Source organism: Stenotrophomonas sp. YJH_SMC_127 (genome assembly GCF_059372445.1).
Genome location: NZ_JCAFVO010000004.1, coordinates 321,301 through 340,623, shown reverse-complemented (window position 1 = coordinate 340,623; position 19,323 = coordinate 321,301). Strand labels below are relative to the sequence as shown.

Sequence of the window (19,323 nt, the reverse complement as noted above, 5' to 3'; positions counted from 1 at the left end):
GCCGTGTTCGCCAGCCTCTCTCTCCTGATCCGCCACCTGCTGGCCTGGGCTGCCGCGCTGGTTGTCGCCGGCATGGTCTGGAGCGGCATCTTCAGTGGCATGAACGATGGCCCGGGCTGGATCTTCGGGCTGCTGGCGATGTTCCTGATCATTTCCGCGCTGGGCAGTGCCATCACCCACATCCGCCGGGTCTGGCTGGTGGCCGGTCGCCTGGATGCCACCACCCTGTCCGGCCGCCAGCGCCGCCAGATCGAACTGCCGATGGACGCGGGCCACGCCTTCTCGGTGGTGGAGGCGGCGATTTCCGAACTACCGCGCGTCGAAGACGTGGAAAGCTCGGCCGGCAGCCTGCAGGTGCGCGCCTATGTGCGCCGGGTCGACCTCTGGAACGGCCGCCAGCCCTCGCGCTGGAACCTGCCGGCGCGGCTGGCGATCAAGCGCAACAGCGTGCTGGCCACGGTCACGCCGGGGCAGGGCACCAGCACCGTCACCCTGCTGTTCGAACCCGATGCCGGCTGGTGGGCCGACCTGCTGGCGCTGGACGAAGGCAGCAACTACGAGAACGCCGAAGCAGTCACCCGTGCGATCAGCCGCCGCGTCGCCGACCAGCGCCGCGACGAACAGGCTGCGGCCGAACAGACCCAGGTGGAAAAGGAACTGTCGGTGGCACGCTTGAACCTGTTGCATGCGCAGGTGGAACCGCACTTCCTCTACAACACGCTGGCCAACGCGCAGGTACTGACCCGCACCGATCCGGCGCGTGCCGAACAGATGCTCGGCCACCTCATTCAATACCTGCGCAGCTCGTTGCCGCAGGTGGACGAATCGGTATCCACGCTGGGCGTGGAGCTGGACCGCACCCGCGCGTACCTGGAAATCCTGCGCATCCGCATGGGCGCACGCCTGGCGGTGGAAATGCAGGTACCGAACGAACTGCACGGCGTGCACCTGCCGGCGATGGCACTGCAGACGCTGGTGGAGAACGCGATCAAGCACGGCCTGGAACCCAAGCCCGGCGGTGGCACGATCTGGATACTGGCGCGCGGCTTCGATGACCACGTGACCGTGACCGTGGCCGACGATGGGCTGGGCTTCGGCCAGGGCACCAGCGGTACCGGCATCGGCCTGAAGAACCTGCGCGAGCGCCTGCGCCTGACCTGCGGCGAGCAGGCCGGCGTGGCGATCGTTGCCAACTTCCCCAGCGGCGTGGCCGCGACCATGACCCTGCCGCAGTCGCCCAAGGAGCGCAGCCATGCCGCTTGAAGCCCTGATCGCCGAAGACGAAGAACTGCTGCGGCAGTCACTGGTGGAGCAGCTGGGCCGGTTGTGGCCGGAGCTGAAGCTGGTGGCCGAGTGCGAGGACGGTGCCAGTGCACTGGAGCAGCTGGCCGAGACGCAGCCGGATATCGCTTTTCTCGACATCCGCATGCCCGGCATCAGCGGCATCGAGGTCGCGCGCTCGCTGTCCGAGCTGAGCCCGCGCACCCAGGTAGTGTTCGTCACCGCCTACGACCAGTACGCCATCGATGCGTTCGAGCAGGGCGCGATGGACTACCTGTTGAAGCCGGTCAGTGACGAGCGCCTGCTGGCCACCCGCGAGCGCATCCTGTCGCGGCTGCCATCGACGCGCCAGGACGATGCCGTGCTGGAGCGCCTGCTGCAGCGGCTGGGCCCGTCGCAGGGCGCAGCGGAGCGCCCGCCACTGGCCTGGATCACCGCCAGCAACGGCCGCGAGACGCAGCTGATCATGCTGGAAGATGTGGCCTACTTCCGCGCCGACAACAAGTACACCACCGTGGTCACCGCTGCCGGCGAGAGCCTGTTGCGCACACCGTTGCGTGAACTGCTGGAAGTGCTCGACCCGCAGCACTTCCGCCAGATCCACCGCTCCACCATCGTCAACATGAAGGCGGTGGCAGCGGTGAGCCGCGACGATACCGGGCGCGGCGTGCTGCGCCTGCGCGGGCGCACGGAGACGCTGGTGGTCAGCCAACCGTTCATGAGCCTGTTCCGCGGCATGTAGCCGCGCCGCAGCCTCTGTCACCAGGAGCATTGCATGCGTTTTTTCCTGCTTGTCGGCTTCGCCGCATTGGCGCTTGCCGGTTGCCGGAAGTCCACTGAAACCGCGATCACCCGCACCACTGCCAATGGCGTGGACACGCTGTACAGCAAGCGCACGGTAGTGGACGGCGTGGCGCGTTTCGAGTGCATGGCCAGCCGCAGCGGCCAGTGCCATTACCTGGTGCTGGACCCGGCCTGTCGTCCTGATGCCGCCTGTGCGAAAGCGCCGATACGGTCGTTCGCGTTGGCGGCCGGCACGACCCGGGAGTTCAGGGGCCTGCCGAAGGGCTTCGCCCAGTGCGTCAGCGAGGATCGGAAAGAACAATGCCACCGTGAGTGATCACGGTGGCATTGTGGCTCCCCCCGCTTCCCTGAAGGGTCAGTAGGCAGGCTGTAGTGTCAGGTCGTGGTGGTGCTCGTTCTCGCCCACGTGGTTGAGGCGGCCGACCAGTTCGGAGTGCTGCTTCATGCGCCCGATCTCGGTCATGATGCGGATGTCCTCGTGGCGCAGCTCGCGCTTGGCGGTGACCGCCTGCTTGTAATCGAGCACTTCCGGGTAATGCTCGGCCAGGTCCAGTGCCTCGGCCACGTGCTCGACGCTGTCGGCCTTGGAGCTGATGCGTGCGCGACTGTTGAACGCCTTCATCCAGCGCTCGAAACCGGCCTGCTGATCGAACATGTTGGCCATGAACCAGATCACGAACAGGATCGAGACCCACGAACCGAACACGACTACCACGCGGGTGAACGTGATATGGAAGTCGTCGCGCCAGAGGTAGTTGGCGATCAGGCCAAGAATCAGCAGCGAGGCTGCCTGCCAGCCGACGATCGAGGCGATAAGCCATTGGCACTTGGCCTGGGCCAGCACCGCGACTTCATCGCGGATCTGCTGCTCGCTGAGATTGCGCCAATGCGCGACCTGTTTATCGAACGGGCTGCTGTAGAGCTCGTTGTCGCGAAGCAGAATTCCCAAACCCTTGAACAAAGCAATCATGGCTGGCTCCTTGTGGAACGTGCGTCGATCAGCATTGGACGGTGTGGCGGTTCCAGTTCTAGCACTTCCAGCGAGCCGTGCAATGGGCGCAATGCCAAGCTGCGCAAGGGCTTTCCCTGAATCGGTGAATGTTGTTGCACCGCAGCATCGAAGGCGCTGCCTGCGACAGGATGTCGCAGGGTGAAATGTGCTGCGGCCGCACATGAAACCGTGGCTGAGTACGAAGACTCGCCGCCGGCATCGTGATCGCCCAGAATCGGGGCCGACCGCGCAACTTGCGGCCATTCTTTCGCTTTTCCTGGACCAGTGATGCCGGCTCTGCTGCAGCGACTCTCCCGCCCCGTCACCGCGCCGATCCGGCGCTGGGTGCTGGAGGCCTTCCCCCGTGGCCAGAGCGGCATCGATTACGACCAGCCGCTGGGTGACCCGGGTTGGTTTGGACCCGACAGCGTGACCTGGCGCCTGCACGCCGAGTTCCCCTCGATGCTGGCCGGTGGCCTGTGCGCGCTGATGCTGCAGACCCTGCATCCGCGCGCGCTGGCCGGGGTCTACGATCACTCCAATTTCCGCCAGGACCTGGTGGGTCGCCTGCGTCGCACCACCGCGTTCGTTGCCGGTACCAGCTATGCGCCCACCGGCGAGGTGGAGGCGCTGGTGGCCAAGGTGCGCCGCATCCATGCACGGATCCGCGGCCAGACCGCACAGGGCGAACCCTACGCCGCCGATGATCCGCAGCTGCTGACCTGGGTGCATGTGACCGAGGCGTTCGGGTTCCTTCAGGGCTTCCGCCGGTACGGACGGGAGGTGCCGGCACACATCGCCGACCGTTACTACGATGAGTACCGCTGCGTGGCCGAGGCACTGGGTGCGGTGGACGTGCCGCGCAGCGAAGCGGAAGTGGCGGCGTACTTCTGTGCGCGGCAGCCGGAGCTGCGCGTCGACGAGCGCTCGCGCGAGGTGCTGGAGGTGCTGTCCGGCGTGCGCCTGCCGGTACCGGTGCCGGGGCTGTCGCGCGAAGTGTTCCTGGGTGCAGGCGCGGCACTGCTGCCGGACTGGGCCGAAGGCATGCTTGAACGCAGTGGCCGTCAGCGCGCGCAGGCCGCCGCGTCGGCGAAGCTGATGCAGGGCATGGCGCCGCTGTTCCGCCGTGCGTTGCCTGATGGCCTGGCCAGCCGCGCCTGTGCGCGCATGGGCGTGCCGGTGTCGGTGCTGCGCGAGTGGCCCGCCGTTCCCCGGTAGGTGCCAACCTTGGTTGGCACGCGTTGCGCGCGGTGCCGCAGGAGCGCCAACCAAGGTTGGCCTCTACCCGCGCGGATGCCGAAGTAGATCCACACCATGCGTGGATGGGCCTTACCCCGCCGACTTCAACCCGCGCAACAGCATCTCCAGCGCCGCCGTCGCCTGCCGCAGGCGCACGTCGCCATCCTCGCCCTCGGCGATCCAGAACGCGGCCTCGGCCAGGCTGCCATAGATCAGCGACGCCAGCGCCTGCGCATTCACCGGCGCCACCACGCCCTGGGCAACCAGATGTTCGATCAGGTGCTGCATCGAATGCACGCAGTGGCGCTGCGATTCCGGTGAGGCGCCACCGAGCACCGCGCGCGCATCGCGCAGCACGATGCGCTGGATCTCCGGTTCCAGCGCCATCTCCAGGTACGCGCGGCAACGCTGCACGAAGCCCTCCCAGGCATCGTCGGCGGCATCACTGATCGCCTGCAGGCGCTGGTCGGTCTCGGCATCGAGCTGGGCGACGACAGCCGCCAGCAGACCCTTCTTGTCGCCGAAGTGGTGGTACAGCGCGCCGCGGGTCAGCCCGGCCTGGGCGGTCAGGTCGTCCATCGAGGTGGCGGCATAGCCATGCTCGCTGAACACCCGGCGGGCGGTGGCCAGGAGGGTGGCGCGGGTTTCTTCCATCTCAGCGCGGGTGCGGCGAACCATTCAGAGCTCCTTACATACGCAGTGCATGATTATTTACATACGGCGCGTATGAATGTAGCCTCTTATTCATACGCCCCGTATGTATTGTCATGGCGCCCCGTGCGCCAGGCAAGTCGCTGCCTTGGAGAACCTGATGGCCACCCCCTATCGCGACCTGTTCGCGACCCCCGGCACCGCCGGCCTCGCCCTGGCCGGGCTGCTGGCACGCCTGCCGCTGCCGATGACCGGTATCGGCATCATCACCTTGCTGTCCCAGCTGTGCGGCAGCTATGCACTGGCCGGTGCGGTGTCGGCCACCTTCGTGCTGACCTATGCGTTGCTGTCGCCGCAGGTGTCGCGCTGGGTCGACCGGCGCGGGCAGGGCAGGGTACTGCCATGGGCCACTGCGGCCAGTGCGGCCGGTCTGCTGTTGCTGCTCGCGTGCACGCTGCTGGCCGCGCCGGACTGGACGCTGTTCGTTGCGGCGATGCTGGCCGGCTGCATGCCCAGCGTGTCGGCGATGGTGCGAGCGCGCTGGACCGCGACCCATCGCGGACGACCACAGCTGCAGACCGCGTATTCGCTGGAGACCGTGTTCGACGAGGTGACCTTCATCGCCGGGCCACCGTTGTCCGTCGGATTGTCGGTGGCGGTATGGCCACAGGCTGGCGTACTGGCGGCCGCCCTGCTGCTGGTGGCCGGCGTCGCCGCACTGGTGCTGCAGCGGGGCACCGAGCCGCCGACACAGCACTACGAAGGTGCAACATCCTCGCACTCGCTGCTGCGGCAACCGGAGATCCGCCTGCTGGCGTTGCTGATGCTGGCGATGGGCGTGATCGTCGGCACCGTCGACATCACCAGCGTGGCATTGGCCGAGCTGCGCGGACAGCCACTAGCTGCCAGCTGGGTGCTGTCGGCCTACGCGCTGGGCAGCTGCGCGGCGGGCCTGCTGTTTGGTGCCCTGAAGCTGCCGATGCCGCTGCCGCGCCTGTTGCTGGCCGGAGCAGCGGCCACCGCATTGACCACGTTGCCGCTGCTGTGGGTCGGCAGTCTGCGGGCACTGGCCGCTGCGGTACTGCTGGCCGGGGTGTTCTTCGCGCCGACGATGATCGTGGCGATGTCGCTGGTTGAACAACGCGTGCCCGAAGCACGCCTGACCGAAGGCATGACGTGGCTGCTGGCCGGCCTCAACATCGGCGTGGCGCTGGGCGCGGCGCTGTCCGGACAGAGCGTCGATGCGGCGGGCGTGCGCAGCGGTTTTGTGGTTGCGCTGGCGGCAGGCGGTGGCGTGCTGCTGTTCGCCTTGCTCGTGCAACGTGCGCTGCGCCCGTCTGCCGCGTCCACATCCCCTGAAGGAATCATCCCGTGAGCGCTTCATCGCCTGCGCATGCCGCGTCTGTGCCCCGCCATCCGTGGTGGGCGGTCTCCGCCGTCGGCCTCGCCACGTTCTCGGTGGTCACCACCGAAATGCTGCCGGTCGGCCTGCTGACTCCCATCGCCGAAGATCTCGGCGCGTCCACCGGCACCGCCGGCCTGATGATCTCACTGCCCGCCCTGCTGGCGGCAGTGTTCGCCCCGCTTGCGGTGATCGCAGCCGGTGGCATCGATCGTCGCCGCATCCTGTGTGCGCTGTTGGGCCTGCTGCTGGTCGCCAACCTTGCGTCGGCGCTGGCACCTGGCATCGGCTGGCTGTTGGCCGCGCGTGTGCTGGTGGGGTTCTGCATGGGCGGCATCTGGACCATTGCCGGTGGGCTGGCAGCGCGCCTGGTACCTGCGCAGCGCATCGGTCTGGCCACCTCGATCATCTTCGGAGGCGTGGCCGCAGCTTCGGTGCTCGGCGTTCCGTTGGGCGCGCTGATCGGGGATGCATTGGGCTGGCGCAGCGCGTTCGTGGCGATGACGTTGTTCAGTGCGGCGGTGATGCTGCTGCATCTGCGGGTGGTTCCCGCGTTGCCGGTCAGCACATCGGTGCGGCCGCGTCAGTTCGTGCAGCAGCTTGGCCAGCGCAACCTGCGGCGTGGCCTGTGGCTGACCGGGCTGCTGGTGTCCGGGCACTTCATCGCCTTCACGTACGTGCGGCCGCTGCTGACGTCCGTATCGGGCGTGGATGCGTCGTGGATAGGTGCACTGCTGTTTGGGTACGGCCTGGCTGGCATCGCCGGCAACTTCATCGCCGGGCCGCTGGCTGCGCGCCATCCACTGGGCATGCTGCTGGCGATAGCCTCGGGCCTGCTGCTGACGCCTCTGCTGTTCCTGTGGGTGGGAAATACGCCCTCCGCAGGTATTGCGGTGCTGCTGCTGTGGGGTCTGGCCTATGGCGGTGTATCGGTGGGCCTGATGAGCTGGATGATGAAGGCGGTGCCGCAGGCCGTGGAGATCGCCACCGCGTTGTATGTGGCGGTATTCAACATCGGCATCGCAATGGGTGCGTGGGGTGGTGGCCGCCTGCTGGATGGCGTGGGCCTGCATGCGAATCTGTGGGCTGCGGCGGTGTTGGCTGGGAGTGCCCTGCTGATGGCTGCCATCACCCGCAGGTAGATCCACGCCATGCGTGGATTCCTACCCCGTGCCGACCAAGGTCGGCACCCACCAGAGCGAAGTATGTGCCGACCAAGGTTGGCATCCACCAGAACGAGGCATGCGCCGACGATGGTTGGCCGCTACCCGGAAATGAAACGGGCGCCTTGCGGCGCCCGTTCCGGTTACATCACCACACCTTGACCCGCTTGTCCGGGGCCAGGTACAGCTTCTGGCCTTCCTTCACTTCGAACGCCGGGTACCAGGCGTCGATGTTGCGCACGGTCAATGCGCGGAACTGGCCCGGGGCATGCACATCGGTCAGCAGCGAGTTGCGCAGCGCCTGCTCGCGGCTCTTGCTGCGCCACGCCTGGGCGAAGCCGAGGAAGAAGCGCTGGTCCGGGCTGAAGCCTTCCAGGGTCTGGCCCGGCTTGCCCTGCAGCGACAGCTGGTAGGCATCGTAGGCGGTACCCAGGCCAGCCACGTCGGCGATGTTCTCGCCCAGGGTCAGCTTGCCGTTCACGTGCACGCCGGGGAACGGCTCGTAGCTGCTGAACTGCGCGGCCAGCGCATCACCGGCGGCGTTGAACTGCTTCAGGTCCTCGGCGGTCCACCAGTTGTGCAGCTTGCCGGTCTCATCGAACAGCGCGCCGGCGTTGTCGAAGCCGTGGCTGATCTCGTGGCCGATCACCGCACCGATCGCACCGTAGTTCACCGCGTCGTCGGCAGCGCCGTCGAAGAACGGCGGCTGCAGGATCGCGGCCGGGAACACCAGGCGGTTCTCCAGCGGCACGTTCATCGCATTGATGGTCTGCGGCAGCATCGCCCACTCGCTGTGGTCGACCGGCTTGCCCAGCTTGGCGATGTTGCGCTGGTACTCGAACAGCTCGGCGCGCTGTGCATTGCCCAGCGGGTCATCACGGCGGATCTCCAGGCCGGTGTAGTCGCGCCACTTCTCCGGATAGCCCATGCCCACGGTCAGGCCCGTGACCTTGGCCTTGGCATGCGCCTTGGTCTGCGGCGACATCCACGACAGCGCGTCGATGCGCTTGGCAAAAGCGGCGATGATGTTCTTCGCCATCTCGTCCGCGCGCTCCTTGGTCCTGGCGTCGAAGTGCTTTTCGACGTAGCGCTTGCCGATCGCTTCGCCGACGGCATGGTTGGCATCGTCCACCGCGCGCTTCCAGCGGTCGCTCTGCTGCGGCGTGCCGCTCAGCGCGGTGCCATGGAAGGCGAAGCGGGCATCGGCGAACCTCTTCGGCAGGTAGGCGGCGGCACGGTCCAGCGCGTGGAACGCCAGGTAGTCCTTCCAGGCGTCCAGCGGCTCGGTGGCGACCAGCCTGGACAGGCCGGCCACGGCCTTGGGCTGCCACACGATGAAGTCCTGCTGGTTGCCCAGCGCGGCCGCATCGAGGAAGGCGTTCCAGTCCAGGCCCGGCGCCTTTGCATTGAAGTCGGCCTGGGTCCAGGGGTTGGCGCCCTTGGTCACGTCGTTGGTTTCTTCCTGGGTGGCATGCGCCTGCGCGATCTTCGTTTCCAGCGCAAGGATGCGCTGCGCCTTGCCGGCCGGGTCGGCGACGCCGGCCAGCTGCAGCATCTGTGCGATGTAGGCCTGGTACTGCTTGCGCAGTTCGGCCATGCGGCCATCGCCCAGGTAGAAATCGCGGTCGGGCATGCCCAGGCCGCCCTGCACCAGGTACGGTGCGGTGCGATCCGGCTGCAGCATGTCCACCGACACCCACAGGCCGAACAGGCGGTCGGTGTAGAAGTTGGTGGCGTTGAGCAGGTCGACGTCGGCGCGCAGGTCGCCGCCGAGTGCGCGGGCCAGCCCGGCCTTGTCGGCGATCGCATCGATGGCCTTCAGCTGCGGCTGCACCGGCGCCAGACCGTGCTGCTCGATGCCGGCTTCGTCCATGTAGGCGGCGTAGTAGTCGCCGATCAGCTTGTCGTCGCCGCTGGCCTGGGTGTTGCCGGCGGCCCCTTCCAGGATGGCGCGGGTGTCGGCCAGGGTCTTCTCGGCAATGACATTGAAGCTGCCGAAGCGCGAGCGGTCGGCCGGAATCTCGGTGTTCTTCACCCAGGTGCCGTTGGCGAAGCCGAAGAAGTCGTCGCCGGCGGCGATGCTGCGGTCCATGCCGCTGGCATCGAAGCCGAAACTGCCCAGCATCGGCTTGGCCGCAGCGGGGGCGGCATCGGCCGGCGCGGTGGCACCGACGGCCGGGTCGGCCGGGCGGTCACAGGCGGCCAGGGACAGGCTGGCAACAATGGCCAGCGCCAGGGTGGGACGGCGCAGCTTGGACATGGACTTCTCTTGCAGCGGAAAACCCCAAGTCTAATCCGCTCCGGCGCCACTGGCCGCCCCCCTGCGGGGCCCGCCCTGTGCAGGATCTGGCTGAACCTGCGGATGCGATCTTCACGCCGTCACCGGGGTGGTGCATGCTGGACCCTGGAACCCTGCGCGGACACGGGGAGGTGGCCATGCAGGGCGGGGTCAGGCGTCAAGAATGGCGTCCGCCGGCCGTTGAGGTCGGGGACGTGGAGGATTCGTTCGCGCATGAAGCCAGCCGACTGCACAAGGAACATCAACCGATGCCCGCGCTGAAACGGGCGTTGGCCCGGCCGCTGCGCGCCATCACCTGGGGCGGTGTGCTGCTGGGCGTACTGCTGGTGACCGGTCTGGCCCTGATGCTGGTCAACGACCACCACCGCCGCCTGGAAGCGGCGCAGCGGCAGAGCCGCGCGCTGGCGGTGGGCAGCGAGCGCCTGCTGGCGCTGGAGCTGCGCAACCTGGAGCGGGCCATGACCGGCATCGCCGCCGACGCCGCGGAACTGTTCCGCAGCGTGCCGGCACAGGCGCCGGCCTTGCTGGATGCCTCCATCGGCGGCGTGCTGCGCCGGCACGCCGAACTGCACAGCATCGTGGTGCTCGACAGCTATGGCCGCGCATTGACGGCCGGCAAGGGCGACCTGCAGTTGCCGTTGTGGACCGATCCGCAACGGCGCGGCTCGGGCAGCGCGCTGTACATCGGCCCGCCACAGCGCGCCAGCGACGGGGGCTGGGTGGTCCCGCTGGCGCTGCCGATGGCCGATGGGCGCTGGCTGCTGGCACGGCTGCGCTGTGGCGAACTGCAGCGCATCGTCGGCGGCCTGGATGTCGGTCCCAACGGATTGGTCTCGATCAGCGATGCCCAAGGCTACATGCTGGCCCGCGTACCCGATCCGCATGGCACGGTGGGCCGCCGCTATGACCTGCCGCGCCGGGACCTGCTCGGCACGCAGGCGGTGGTCGAGCTGGGCAGCATGCCCGGCGTCGTCGACGGCGTGCCGCGCATCCTCACCATCAGCACGCTCGAACGCAGCCCGCTGGCGGTGCAGGTCGGCCTGGCCGACGAAGATGTACTCGCACCGTGGTGGCCGTACCTGAAGGCGTCGGTGGCGATCGTACTGGCCTACATCGCGGTGTTGCTGGTACTGCTGTACGCCGTGCGCCGCAGCACCCGCAGCCAGCAGGCGATGGCCGAGGAACTGAAGACGGGCCACGCCGAGCTGCGCCTGGCGCACCAGGTCGGGCGTGTCTGCACCTGGTACGTGGATGAGGACGCCGCGCTGCTGCGCTGGTCGCCGCTGGCCCGCGAGATCTTTGGGGTACAGACCGACGCCTTGCCGGTCGCGGATTTCTTCGCGCGCGTGCATCGCGATGATGCCGCGCGCCTGCAGCAGGCCTTTGACCAGGCCTTCGCCGGCAGCGCTGTGCTCGACCAGGTGTTCCGCCTGGTGCTGCCCGGGGGCGAGGTGCGCTGGGTCGGCGCGCGCGGGCAGCGGGTGGAAGTGGCCGACAGCGAGCGGCGCATGATCGGTGCGCTGACCGACCTGAGCGAACGCTATCAGGCGCGCGAGCAGATGAGCGAAGTGGAACGCCGCTTCCGCCTGCTGTTCGACCGCAATCCGGCACCGTTCTGGGTGTTCGACCCGGATACGCTGCGCTTCATCGAGGTCAACGACGCTGCAGTGCGCCAGTACGGCTACAGCCGCGACGAGTTCCTGGCGATGAGCATCCTCGACATCCGCCCGCGCGAAGGCTGGGACGAAGTGCGTGGTGCCATCCAGCGGGCGCAGGTGGGCGATCCCCCCGACGCGACCGTGCGCCTGCACCGGCGCAAGGACGGCAGTGTGTTCGAGGTGCGCGCACACCTGTCCAAGCTCGACTTCGACGGACAGCCCGCGTGCCTGGTGCTGGCCGAGGATGTCAGCGAGCGTCTGGCCTACGAGCGCGACCTGGCCTATCAGGCACGGCACAACCCGGCCACCGGCCTGCTCAATGTGCGCGCCCTGACCGAACAGCTGGACGAGCAGGAGGAGGGCTACACCATCGCCTTCGTGCAGCTGCGCGGGCTGCAGCTGGTGGCCGATACGCTGGGCCGCGAGATCGGCGATGCGGTGCTGCAGTCGATGGCGACCCGGCTCGGGGGCCTGGGCGCACGCTGTGGCACGCTGGCGTTCCAGCCGGCCGAGGATTTCGTCTTCGCCATCGGTGCCGAGCACGATACCCAGCGCGTGCTGGACGACCTGCTGCAGATCGTGTCGGCGCCGATGCGCGGCAAGGACTCGCTGCACCAGTTCGAGCCGCGCATCGGCGTGGCCGTGCACATCGCTGGTGACGGGCACACGGCCGAGCAGGTGATCGGCATGGCCGCGCAGGCCGCGCATGCGGCGCGCGCCGAGGGCAACGTGGTGGTCTGGTTCGACGCGGCCGTGACCACGCGCCTGGCCGACCGCCTGCGCCTGGCCGGGCGCATCCATGCCGCCATCGACAACGAATTCCAGCTGTATTTCCAGCCGATCCGGCATGCCGGCGATGGCAGCCCGGCAGCGCTGGAGGCACTGCTGCGCTGGCCGCAGGCCGATGGCAGCTTCATCCCGCCCAACGAGTTCATCCAGCTGTGCGAGGACACCGGGTTGATCCTGGCACTGGGCCGCTGGGTGATCCGCGCGGCGGCGAAGGCGCAGCGCCGTCTGGTCGAGGCCGGGTGGGGTGAGTTGCCGATCGCGGTCAACGTGTCGGCGGTTCAGTTCTTCAACAGCGACCTGGTGGCCGAATTCACCCGTGCCCAGCAGGATTTCGGCCTGGCCCGTGGCGCGCTGCACGTGGAGCTGACCGAGAGCAGCCTGATGCGCAAGCCGGCACAGGCGATGCAGACCATGCAGCGCCTGCACGAGCAGGGCATCCGCGTGTCGCTGGATGATTTCGGCACCGGCTATTCCAGCATGTCCTACCTGCAGCACCTGCCGCTGGACATCCTGAAGATCGACCGCAGCTTCGTCGCCGACGTGGAAACCAATCCACGCAATGCCTCGATCTGCCGCGCGCTGCTGTCGCTGGGCCACAGCATGGGCCTGACCATCATCGCTGAAGGCGTGGAGACGCCGGGGCAGCTGGACTGGCTGGCTGCGCATGGCTGTGACCAGGTGCAGGGCTACCTGTTGGGGCGGCCGGCGCCGCTGGAACAGATCATCGACGCGCTGGATGAGGTCCCCGCCTGATCGGGTTTCGTATGTGCCGGCCAGCGGCCGGCACTACCCGACCGAAGCACGACGGGGCTTCGTATGTACCGGCCAGCGGCCGGCACTACCCGACCGAAGCATGACGGGGTTTCGTATGTGCCGGCCAGCGGCCGGCACTACCCGACCGAAACATGACGGGGTTTCGTATGTGCCGGCCAGCGGCCGACACTACCCGACCGAAACATGACGGGGTTTCGTATGTGCCGGCCAGCGGCCGGCACACCCGACCGAAGCACGACGGGGCTTCGTATGTGCCGGCCAGCGGCCGGCACTACCCGACCGAAGCATGACTGGGTTCGTATGTGCCGGCCAGCGGCCGGCACTACCCGACCGAAGCATGACGGGGTTTCGTATGTGCCGGCCGGCGGCCGGCACACCCGACCGAAGCATGACGGTAGTGCCGGCCGCTGGCCGGCATTCGCCCAAGACCGGGATGTGTCTGATTGCCGGCCAGCGGCCGGCACTACCGGCAAGCGCCAGACTCGGCTACACCCCGGTGTCCACCAGATGGTCGATGAAACTGCGCACCTTCGGTGCCAGGTGGCTGCGGCTGGTGTAGACCGCGAAGATGCCGATCGGCGAGGCCTCCCATTCCGGCAGCACGCGCACCAGGCGGCCATCGGCCAGCGCGTCTTCCAGCAGGAAGTCGGGCTGCAGGATGACGCCCATGCCGGCGATCGCCGCTTCACGCAGCACGTCGCCGTTGTTGGCGTGCAGCAGGCTGTTCACCGCTACTTTCACTTCGCCGCCCGGCCCCTGCAGCGGCCAGTGGTCACCGGCGGCCCAGTAGCTGTAGCCCAGGCACGCGTGCGCCTGCAGGTCCTGCGGGGTCTGAGGGGCGCCGCGTGCGGCCAGGTAGGCCGGCGCGGCGCACAGGCTCACCCGCGATTCGCCCAAGCGGCGGGCGATCAGGGTGGGGCCCGGCTCGCGGGTGATGCGGATGGCCACGTCGTAGCCTTCCTCGACCATGTCCACCAGGCGGTCGGACAGGGCCAGGTCCAGTTCCACCTGCGGAAAGCGTTCGCGGTAACTGGCCAGCAGTGGGCCGAGGCGGGCGATGCCCCAACTGACCGGTGCATTGATGCGCAGCATGCCGGAGGGCTCCAGCGCCTGCGCGCCGATGCTGGCCTCCAGCGCGTCGAACTCGGCCAGCAGGCGCACGCATTGGGCGTAGTAGGCGGCGCCGGTGCTGGTGGGGCTGACCCGCCGCGTGGTGCGATGGAGCAGGCGGGTGGACAGGCGCTTTTCCAGTGCGGCGACCTGGCGGGTAACGCCGGCGGTGGACATGTCCAGGGCCTGGGCGGCGGCGCTGAAGCCGTTGCGCTCGACCACCGCCACGAACACGCGCATCGCCTCAAGGGTGTCCATTGTTGCGCCTTCTGAAATAAATACGGTCAATCGATCGTATTTATCGGCCCGTGAAGGCGCAATAACCTGAGCCCACTCCCTTCAAGGTGCTTTCCGATGCACGCCACGACCGCTCCTGTTTCGCCGCTGGCCCCGTATGGCGCCACCCTGCTGCGCCTGGCCCTGGGCGTGCTGTTCCTGGTCCATGCGCTGACCAAGCTGCTGGTATTCACCCCGGCCGGCACGGCAGCATTCTTCGAGTCGCTGGGCCTGCCCGGCGTGCTTGGCTACCTCACCCTCGGCGTCGAGCTGGTGATCACTGTCGCGCTCCTGCTGGGCATCTATGCGCGCTGGGTGGGCCTGGTCGGCGTGCCGCTGCTGCTGGGCACCATCGTCACCGTGCACGGCGCCAACGGCTTCGGTTTCGCCAATGCCGGCGGCGGCTGGGAATACCCGGCGTTCTGGGCGCTGGCGCTGGTGGTGCTGTTCCTGGTCGGCGATGGCAAGTGGACCCTGCGTTCGCGCTGATCGCCGCCTGATCCTGCAACTGGAGAATTCCATGTCCCGCCTGCCTTCGCTGTACATCTCCCATGGTTCGCCGATGACCGCCCTGCATCCGGGCCAGGTCGGTGTGCGCCTGGCCGAGCTGGCGCGCGACCTGCCGCCGCCGCGCGCCATCGTGATGGCCTCGGCGCACTGGCTGGGCCGGCAGCCGCTGGTCGGCGCACATCCGCAGCCGCCGACCATCCACGACTTTGGTGGCTTCCCGCGCGGGCTGTTCGAACTGCAATATCCGGCGCCGGGTGATCCGGCACTGGCCGAAGAAGTGGCTGGCCGCATCGCCGCCGCAGGCCTGCCAGTGGCCATCGACCCGCAGCGTGGCCTCGACCACGGCGCGTGGGTACCGCTGCGGCTGTTGCGCCCGCAGGCCGACATCCCGGTGGTGCCGGTGTCGATCCAGCCGCTGCTCGGCCCCGAGCATCAGTTCGCGCTGGGCCGCGCGCTGGCACCACTGCGCGAACAAGGCGTGCTGCTGGTCGGCTCGGGCAGCATCACCCACAATCTGCACGACTGGGGCGACTACCAGGACGGCAAGGAAGCGCCATACGTGCGGCCCTTCATCGAGTGGGTGGAGCAGCGGCTGGCCGCTGATGACCGCCAGGCGCTGTTCGATTACCGCCGGCAGGCCCCGTTCGCCGAGCGTGCGCACCCGACCGACGAGCACCTGCTGCCGCTGTTCTTCGCGATGGGAGCGGCCGGTGAGGGCGGTTTCGGCGCACGCCGCATCGACGCCGGCATCGATGCCGGCTTCCTGGCCATGGATCTGTACCGGTTCGACGGGGCATGAGCCGGGGCTGACGCGCGGCGGCCCCGGCCGTCGCGGTCAGGGCCGCATGTGGTAGTTTTTTCCGGGTTTCCGGCGCTGGCCCTCGTGCCTCCCCACGCGCCGCTTCCTGGAAGAAGCATGCATACCATTGAAGTCGTCCTGGCGATGCTGGTGGCCGTTGTCGCCAGCGGCTACCTGGTTCGCGTCCTCCCGTTCTCGCTGCCGTTGCCGCTGGTGCAGATCGGCCTGGGCGCGGTGATCGCCGGCGTGTTCAACCGCGGCCATGCGCTGGAGCCGGAAGTGTTCTTCCTGCTGTTCCTGCCGCCGCTGCTGTTCCTGGATGGCTGGCGCATTCCCAAGCAGGGCCTGTTCCGCGACAAGGGCGCGATCCTCGAACTGGCGTTCGGCCTGGTGGTGTTCACTGTGATCGGCGCCGGCCTGCTGATCCACTGGATGATTCCGGTGATGCCGCTGGCAGTGTGCTTCGCGCTGGCGGCCATCGTCTCGCCGACCGACCCGGTGGCGGTCGGGGCGATCGCCTCCAAGGCACCGATCCCGAAGCGCCTGATGCACATCCTGGAAGGCGAGTCGCTGCTCAACGATGCGTCCGGCCTGGTCTGCTTCCGTTTCGCGGTGGCCGCGGTGATGACCGGCTCCTTCTCGCTGGCCACGGCCTCGCTGACCTTCCTGTGGGTGGCGGTGGCCGGCCTTGCCGTGGGCGTGGCGGTCACCCTCGGCGTGTCCACCTTCCAGCGCTGGTTGTGGCGCCGCTTTGGCGAAGAGCCGGGTGCGGCGATGCTGGTCAACCTGCTGATTCCGTTCGCGGCCTACCTGCTGGCCGAAGAAATCCATGCCTCGGGCATCCTCGCTGCGGTCGCCGCCGGTATCGCGATGAGCTACGTCGAGCTGACCGGCCGTGTCTCCGGCAGCATGCGCGTGCAGCGCGCGGGCGTCTGGAACATGCTGCAGTTCAGCTTCAACGGCATCATGTTCGTGTTGCTGGGCGAGCAGCTGCCGGGCATCGTCGAGCGCGCCACCACCACCATGAACGAGTCCGGCCACCAGAGTGCATGGTGGCTGCTGGTATACGTGGTGGTGATCAACCTGGCGCTGATCCTGCTGCGCCTGCTGTGGGTATGGCTGTCGCTGCGCTGGAACCTGCTGCGCGCGCGCCGCCGTGGCCTGGAGCGGGGCGAGGCGCCGAACTGGCGCATCGTGGTGGCGACCTCGGTGGCTGGTGTGCGCGGCGCGATCACCCTGGCCGGTGTGTTGACCCTGCCGCTGTTCCTGCCCGATGGCAGTGCGTTCCCGGCGCGTGACCTGGTGATCTTCCTGGCCGCGGCGGTGATCCTGTTCTCGCTGATCGGCGCCAGCGTGGCGCTGCCGCAGCTGCTGAAGGGCCTGCAGCTGCCAGCCGATTCGGGCGAGCGCAAGGAAGAGGACCTGGCACGCAAGCTGTCCTCGAAGGCCGCGCTGGCCGGGGTCGAACGCATGCGCCAGCAGCTGGTGATGAACCAGAACACTGAGAACGTGCAGCTGTACAACGATGCTGCCTCGCGGGTGAGCCTGCTGTACCAGCGGCACCTGGAGAAAGACAACGACGGCCCCGACGTGGACCCGGAGAAGGTGCGGCGCATGGAGCTGGGTTACCGCCAGCTGCGCAGCGCGGGCCTGAATGCCGAGCGCGAGGAACTGTTCCGGTTGACCCGGCGCGGGGTGATCTCCGATGAGATCTCGCGGCGCCTGATCCGCAACCTGGACCTGCTGGAATCGCGCAAGCGCGAATGACGCGGCGGTCGTGCGCCGTCGAGCGGGGTCAGGTCCCTTTCCGCAGGAAAGGGACCTGACCCCAGGTCGGAACAGCGGGTTATTCCGGCTTCTGGTCCAGGAAATACACCTCGACCTTGCCCTTGACCTTGATGGTCATCGGGTTGCCACGGCGGTCGCGGGCCTTGCCGGCCTGCACGCGGATCCAGCCTTCGCTGACCGAGTATTCCTCGACGTTGTCGCGCTCGACGTCGTTGAAACGCACGCCAACGCCGCGCTCCAGCGCCTGCGCATCATGGAAGGGGCTGGCCGGGTTGATCGCCAGGTGGTCGGGAGGGGTATCGCTCATCGCTTCATTCACAGTGACGGCCACCAAGGCCGGCTTCAGCGGCACAGGATAAACCGTAGAATGCGGGCCTGCCCCAGAGGACGTTCCGCCATGCCCGACAACAGCGACTATTTCGACTTCGAGGAAGACATCCACGACTTCGACGAGGAGGGCTTCGAGGCGCGGGTCTGGAACCTGCTGGTGCTGATCAACCCGGGCGACGAAGAGCTGGCCCTGCAGCAGTTCAACCGCTGGCGCGAGCACCTGTCCGAGGACGGGCAGCCGCTGGAAGCGGACAGCGACTGGCTGCCGGCGCTGTTCACCGCCATCGCCTGGCAGTCCGGTTTCGATGTGGAGCGCGATGACCTGGAATCGCTGCAGTCGGCGGTGAACGAGCTGTCGGCGCGCTTCAACCTGCAGCTGGACTGGGGCGGCGACCTGGACGACGAGGACTTCGCCGAGGGCCTGGACGGCGTGCAGCTGATGTCCACCGCCTTCGACCGCCTGCGCGAGCACAACTACACGCTGTGGAGCGTGGATGCCGGCAGCGACGGCTTCACCGGCGTGATGGCGCTGACCCGCGACGACGACGCGATGCTGGCGCTGTGCTCGCTGCTGAACGTGGAAATCCGGCTGGGCAGCGACCCGTTCTGAGCGATGGGCCGATCCGCCGGGCACGACCCGGCGGGGACGATCTGCTGGGCGCGGCCTACGGCCGGTACTGCGCCCTGGCGTTGGCAATCACCGCTTTGACCAGGTCACGGTCGGTGTGCCGGGAAATCGCCCGCGCACCGAGCGCTATTGCCTGTGCGCGCAGCTCGGTAGTGACGTCGTAGTGCGCACCGCTGGCCTTGTTCTGGAAGGCCCGCAGGGGAATGCCGAGCTGCGCCGCCATCGCGTGCAGCTCGGCCAGGGTGTCGGCCATCAGGTGCGCCCAGCGCTGTCCGCGCCAGGGATGCACCGCGTCATCGACGTAGACCGTCACCCGCCGCGGCCGGTTCAGGCCTGCGGCTTGCTGTCGCTGTCAGCGGCCGGGGCGGCCTCGGCAGCGGCTTCTTCGGCCGCGTCGCCTTCGACGGCTTCGCCTTCTTCGCCTTCAGCGGCGTCGACGCCTTCGAACTCGGCAACCAGCTTGTCCAGGTATTCGTCAGCGGTCTGCTCGGATTCGGCAGCCAGGGTGTCCAGCAGCTTCTGCAGCAGTTCGGAGTACTCCAGGTTGACCTTGCGGCCTTCCTTCTCCTGCACGTTGGCCAGGTGCTTGAGCATGGCCAGCATCGGTACCGGATTCTCGGCGTTGCCCATGGTCTGGCCGCCGATCGCCAGCAGCCACTCACGGCCCTGCAGGCCGATGGCCGCGACCACCTGGCCGTCTTCGTTGGTCAGCACGGCATGGTTCTGCACCTGCTGCTGGGCATTCAGGCGGAGGAACGGGCGCTTGGCCTGCTGCTTCTTGCGCTTGTCGCGCTTGGCCTTGGAGTTCTGGGACATGGAGTGGGGTCACCT

Annotated in this window: 18 protein-coding genes; 11 read left to right on the top strand and 7 right to left on the bottom strand. The window is 68.0% G+C overall.

Going from position 1 to position 19,323, the window contains the following annotated elements:
• Positions 1 to 3 precede the first annotated feature (3 nt).
• From AC5QAB_RS12135 to AC5QAB_RS12125, 3 genes are read left to right on the top strand one after another with little or no spacing between them, the layout of a single operon-like run.
• Positions 4 to 1,263 carry a sensor histidine kinase gene (locus AC5QAB_RS12135; RefSeq protein WP_126411677.1) on the top strand — a complete coding sequence of 420 codons (1,260 nt, stop codon included), beginning with the start codon at positions 4 to 6 and terminating at the stop codon, positions 1,261 to 1,263.
• Positions 1,253 to 2,023 (top strand): LytR/AlgR family response regulator transcription factor, encoded by a 771-nt coding sequence (locus AC5QAB_RS12130; RefSeq protein ID WP_014645782.1) that lies wholly within the window; start codon positions 1,253 to 1,255, stop codon positions 2,021 to 2,023. Before AC5QAB_RS12135 ends, AC5QAB_RS12130 begins: the two co-directional genes overlap by 11 nt.
• Before the next feature lie 33 nt (positions 2,024 to 2,056).
• The gene (locus AC5QAB_RS12125) at positions 2,057 to 2,401 is read left to right on the top strand and encodes a hypothetical protein (protein WP_032959261.1); all 345 of its coding nucleotides are present in this window, start codon (positions 2,057 to 2,059) and stop codon (positions 2,399 to 2,401) included.
• Positions 2,402 to 2,440: 39 nt separating this feature from the next.
• Here AC5QAB_RS12125 and AC5QAB_RS12120 read toward each other — a convergent pair whose 3' ends face one another.
• Positions 2,441 to 3,055, bottom strand: a complete 615-nt coding sequence (locus AC5QAB_RS12120; RefSeq protein WP_014645784.1) for a hypothetical protein — start codon at positions 3,053 to 3,055, stop codon at positions 2,441 to 2,443.
• Between the two features lie 309 nt (positions 3,056 to 3,364).
• Between AC5QAB_RS12120 and AC5QAB_RS12115 the strand changes: the two genes are divergently transcribed.
• Positions 3,365 to 4,294 (top strand): oxygenase MpaB family protein, encoded by a 930-nt coding sequence (locus AC5QAB_RS12115; RefSeq protein WP_164110285.1) that lies wholly within the window; start codon positions 3,365 to 3,367, stop codon positions 4,292 to 4,294.
• A 111-nt stretch (positions 4,295 to 4,405) separates the two neighbouring features.
• Here AC5QAB_RS12115 and AC5QAB_RS12110 read toward each other — a convergent pair whose 3' ends face one another.
• On the bottom strand, positions 4,406 to 4,993 hold the full coding sequence (locus AC5QAB_RS12110; protein ID WP_014645786.1) for a TetR/AcrR family transcriptional regulator: 588 nt from the start codon (positions 4,991 to 4,993) through the stop codon (positions 4,406 to 4,408).
• A 133-nt stretch (positions 4,994 to 5,126) separates the two neighbouring features.
• Between AC5QAB_RS12110 and AC5QAB_RS12105 the strand changes: the two genes are divergently transcribed.
• Both AC5QAB_RS12105 and AC5QAB_RS12100 read left to right on the top strand, forming a co-directional pair.
• Positions 5,127 to 6,341, top strand: coding sequence for an MFS transporter (locus tag AC5QAB_RS12105; RefSeq protein ID WP_164110287.1), 1,215 nt, complete (start codon positions 5,127 to 5,129; stop codon positions 6,339 to 6,341).
• On the top strand, positions 6,338 to 7,510 hold the full coding sequence (locus AC5QAB_RS12100) for an MFS transporter (RefSeq protein ID WP_197561753.1): 1,173 nt from the start codon (positions 6,338 to 6,340) through the stop codon (positions 7,508 to 7,510). Before AC5QAB_RS12105 ends, AC5QAB_RS12100 begins: the two co-directional genes overlap by 4 nt.
• A gap of 169 nt (positions 7,511 to 7,679) precedes the next feature.
• Here the strand turns inward: AC5QAB_RS12100 and AC5QAB_RS12095 are convergent, their stop codons facing one another.
• The gene (locus AC5QAB_RS12095; RefSeq protein ID WP_197561754.1) at positions 7,680 to 9,791 is read right to left on the bottom strand and encodes a M13 family metallopeptidase; all 2,112 of its coding nucleotides are present in this window, start codon (positions 9,789 to 9,791) and stop codon (positions 7,680 to 7,682) included.
• Positions 9,792 to 9,967: 176 nt separating this feature from the next.
• Here AC5QAB_RS12095 and AC5QAB_RS12090 point away from each other — a divergent pair, with 176 nt between their 5' ends.
• Positions 9,968 to 13,030 (top strand): bifunctional diguanylate cyclase/phosphodiesterase, encoded by a 3,063-nt coding sequence (locus tag AC5QAB_RS12090; RefSeq protein WP_495233427.1) that lies wholly within the window; start codon positions 9,968 to 9,970, stop codon positions 13,028 to 13,030.
• A gap of 507 nt (positions 13,031 to 13,537) precedes the next feature.
• Here AC5QAB_RS12090 and AC5QAB_RS12085 read toward each other — a convergent pair.
• Positions 13,538 to 14,419, bottom strand: coding sequence for a LysR family transcriptional regulator (locus tag AC5QAB_RS12085; RefSeq protein WP_049408296.1), 882 nt, complete (start codon positions 14,417 to 14,419; stop codon positions 13,538 to 13,540).
• A gap of 96 nt (positions 14,420 to 14,515) precedes the next feature.
• On the opposite strand from AC5QAB_RS12085, the gene AC5QAB_RS12080 reads away from it, so the two are divergent.
• The 3 genes from AC5QAB_RS12080 (at position 14,516) to AC5QAB_RS12070 (ending at position 17,513) form a co-directional block, all read left to right on the top strand.
• Positions 14,516 to 14,926: a DoxX family protein gene (locus tag AC5QAB_RS12080; RefSeq protein WP_046428617.1), complete on the top strand. Its 411-nt coding sequence runs from the start codon at positions 14,516 to 14,518 to the stop codon at positions 14,924 to 14,926.
• 31 nt (positions 14,927 to 14,957) lie between these two features.
• A complete protein-coding gene (locus AC5QAB_RS12075; RefSeq protein ID WP_049408294.1) occupies positions 14,958 to 15,746 on the top strand; it encodes a dioxygenase family protein in 789 nt (262 codons plus the stop codon).
• Between the two features lie 117 nt (positions 15,747 to 15,863).
• Entirely contained in the window at positions 15,864 to 17,513 is a 1,650-nt protein-coding gene (locus AC5QAB_RS12070; RefSeq protein WP_014645794.1) for a Na+/H+ antiporter, read from the top strand.
• A gap of 79 nt (positions 17,514 to 17,592) precedes the next feature.
• Here the strand turns inward: AC5QAB_RS12070 and AC5QAB_RS12065 are convergent, their stop codons facing one another.
• Positions 17,593 to 17,841, bottom strand: coding sequence for a DUF3297 family protein (locus AC5QAB_RS12065; protein ID WP_005415112.1), 249 nt, complete (start codon positions 17,839 to 17,841; stop codon positions 17,593 to 17,595).
• A gap of 90 nt (positions 17,842 to 17,931) precedes the next feature.
• Between AC5QAB_RS12065 and AC5QAB_RS12060 the strand changes: the two genes are divergently transcribed.
• The gene (locus tag AC5QAB_RS12060) at positions 17,932 to 18,474 is read left to right on the top strand and encodes a DUF6630 family protein (protein WP_032959249.1); all 543 of its coding nucleotides are present in this window, start codon (positions 17,932 to 17,934) and stop codon (positions 18,472 to 18,474) included.
• A 55-nt stretch (positions 18,475 to 18,529) separates the two neighbouring features.
• Here AC5QAB_RS12060 and AC5QAB_RS12055 read toward each other — a convergent pair whose 3' ends face one another.
• Both AC5QAB_RS12055 and AC5QAB_RS12050 read right to left on the bottom strand, forming a co-directional pair.
• Positions 18,530 to 18,805, bottom strand: a complete 276-nt coding sequence (locus AC5QAB_RS12055; protein ID WP_049408292.1) for a DUF4031 domain-containing protein — start codon at positions 18,803 to 18,805, stop codon at positions 18,530 to 18,532.
• 14 nt (positions 18,806 to 18,819) lie between these two features.
• Positions 18,820 to 19,308, bottom strand: a complete 489-nt coding sequence (locus AC5QAB_RS12050; RefSeq protein WP_049408290.1) for a hypothetical protein — start codon at positions 19,306 to 19,308, stop codon at positions 18,820 to 18,822.
• Positions 19,309 to 19,323: the final 15 nt, after the last annotated feature.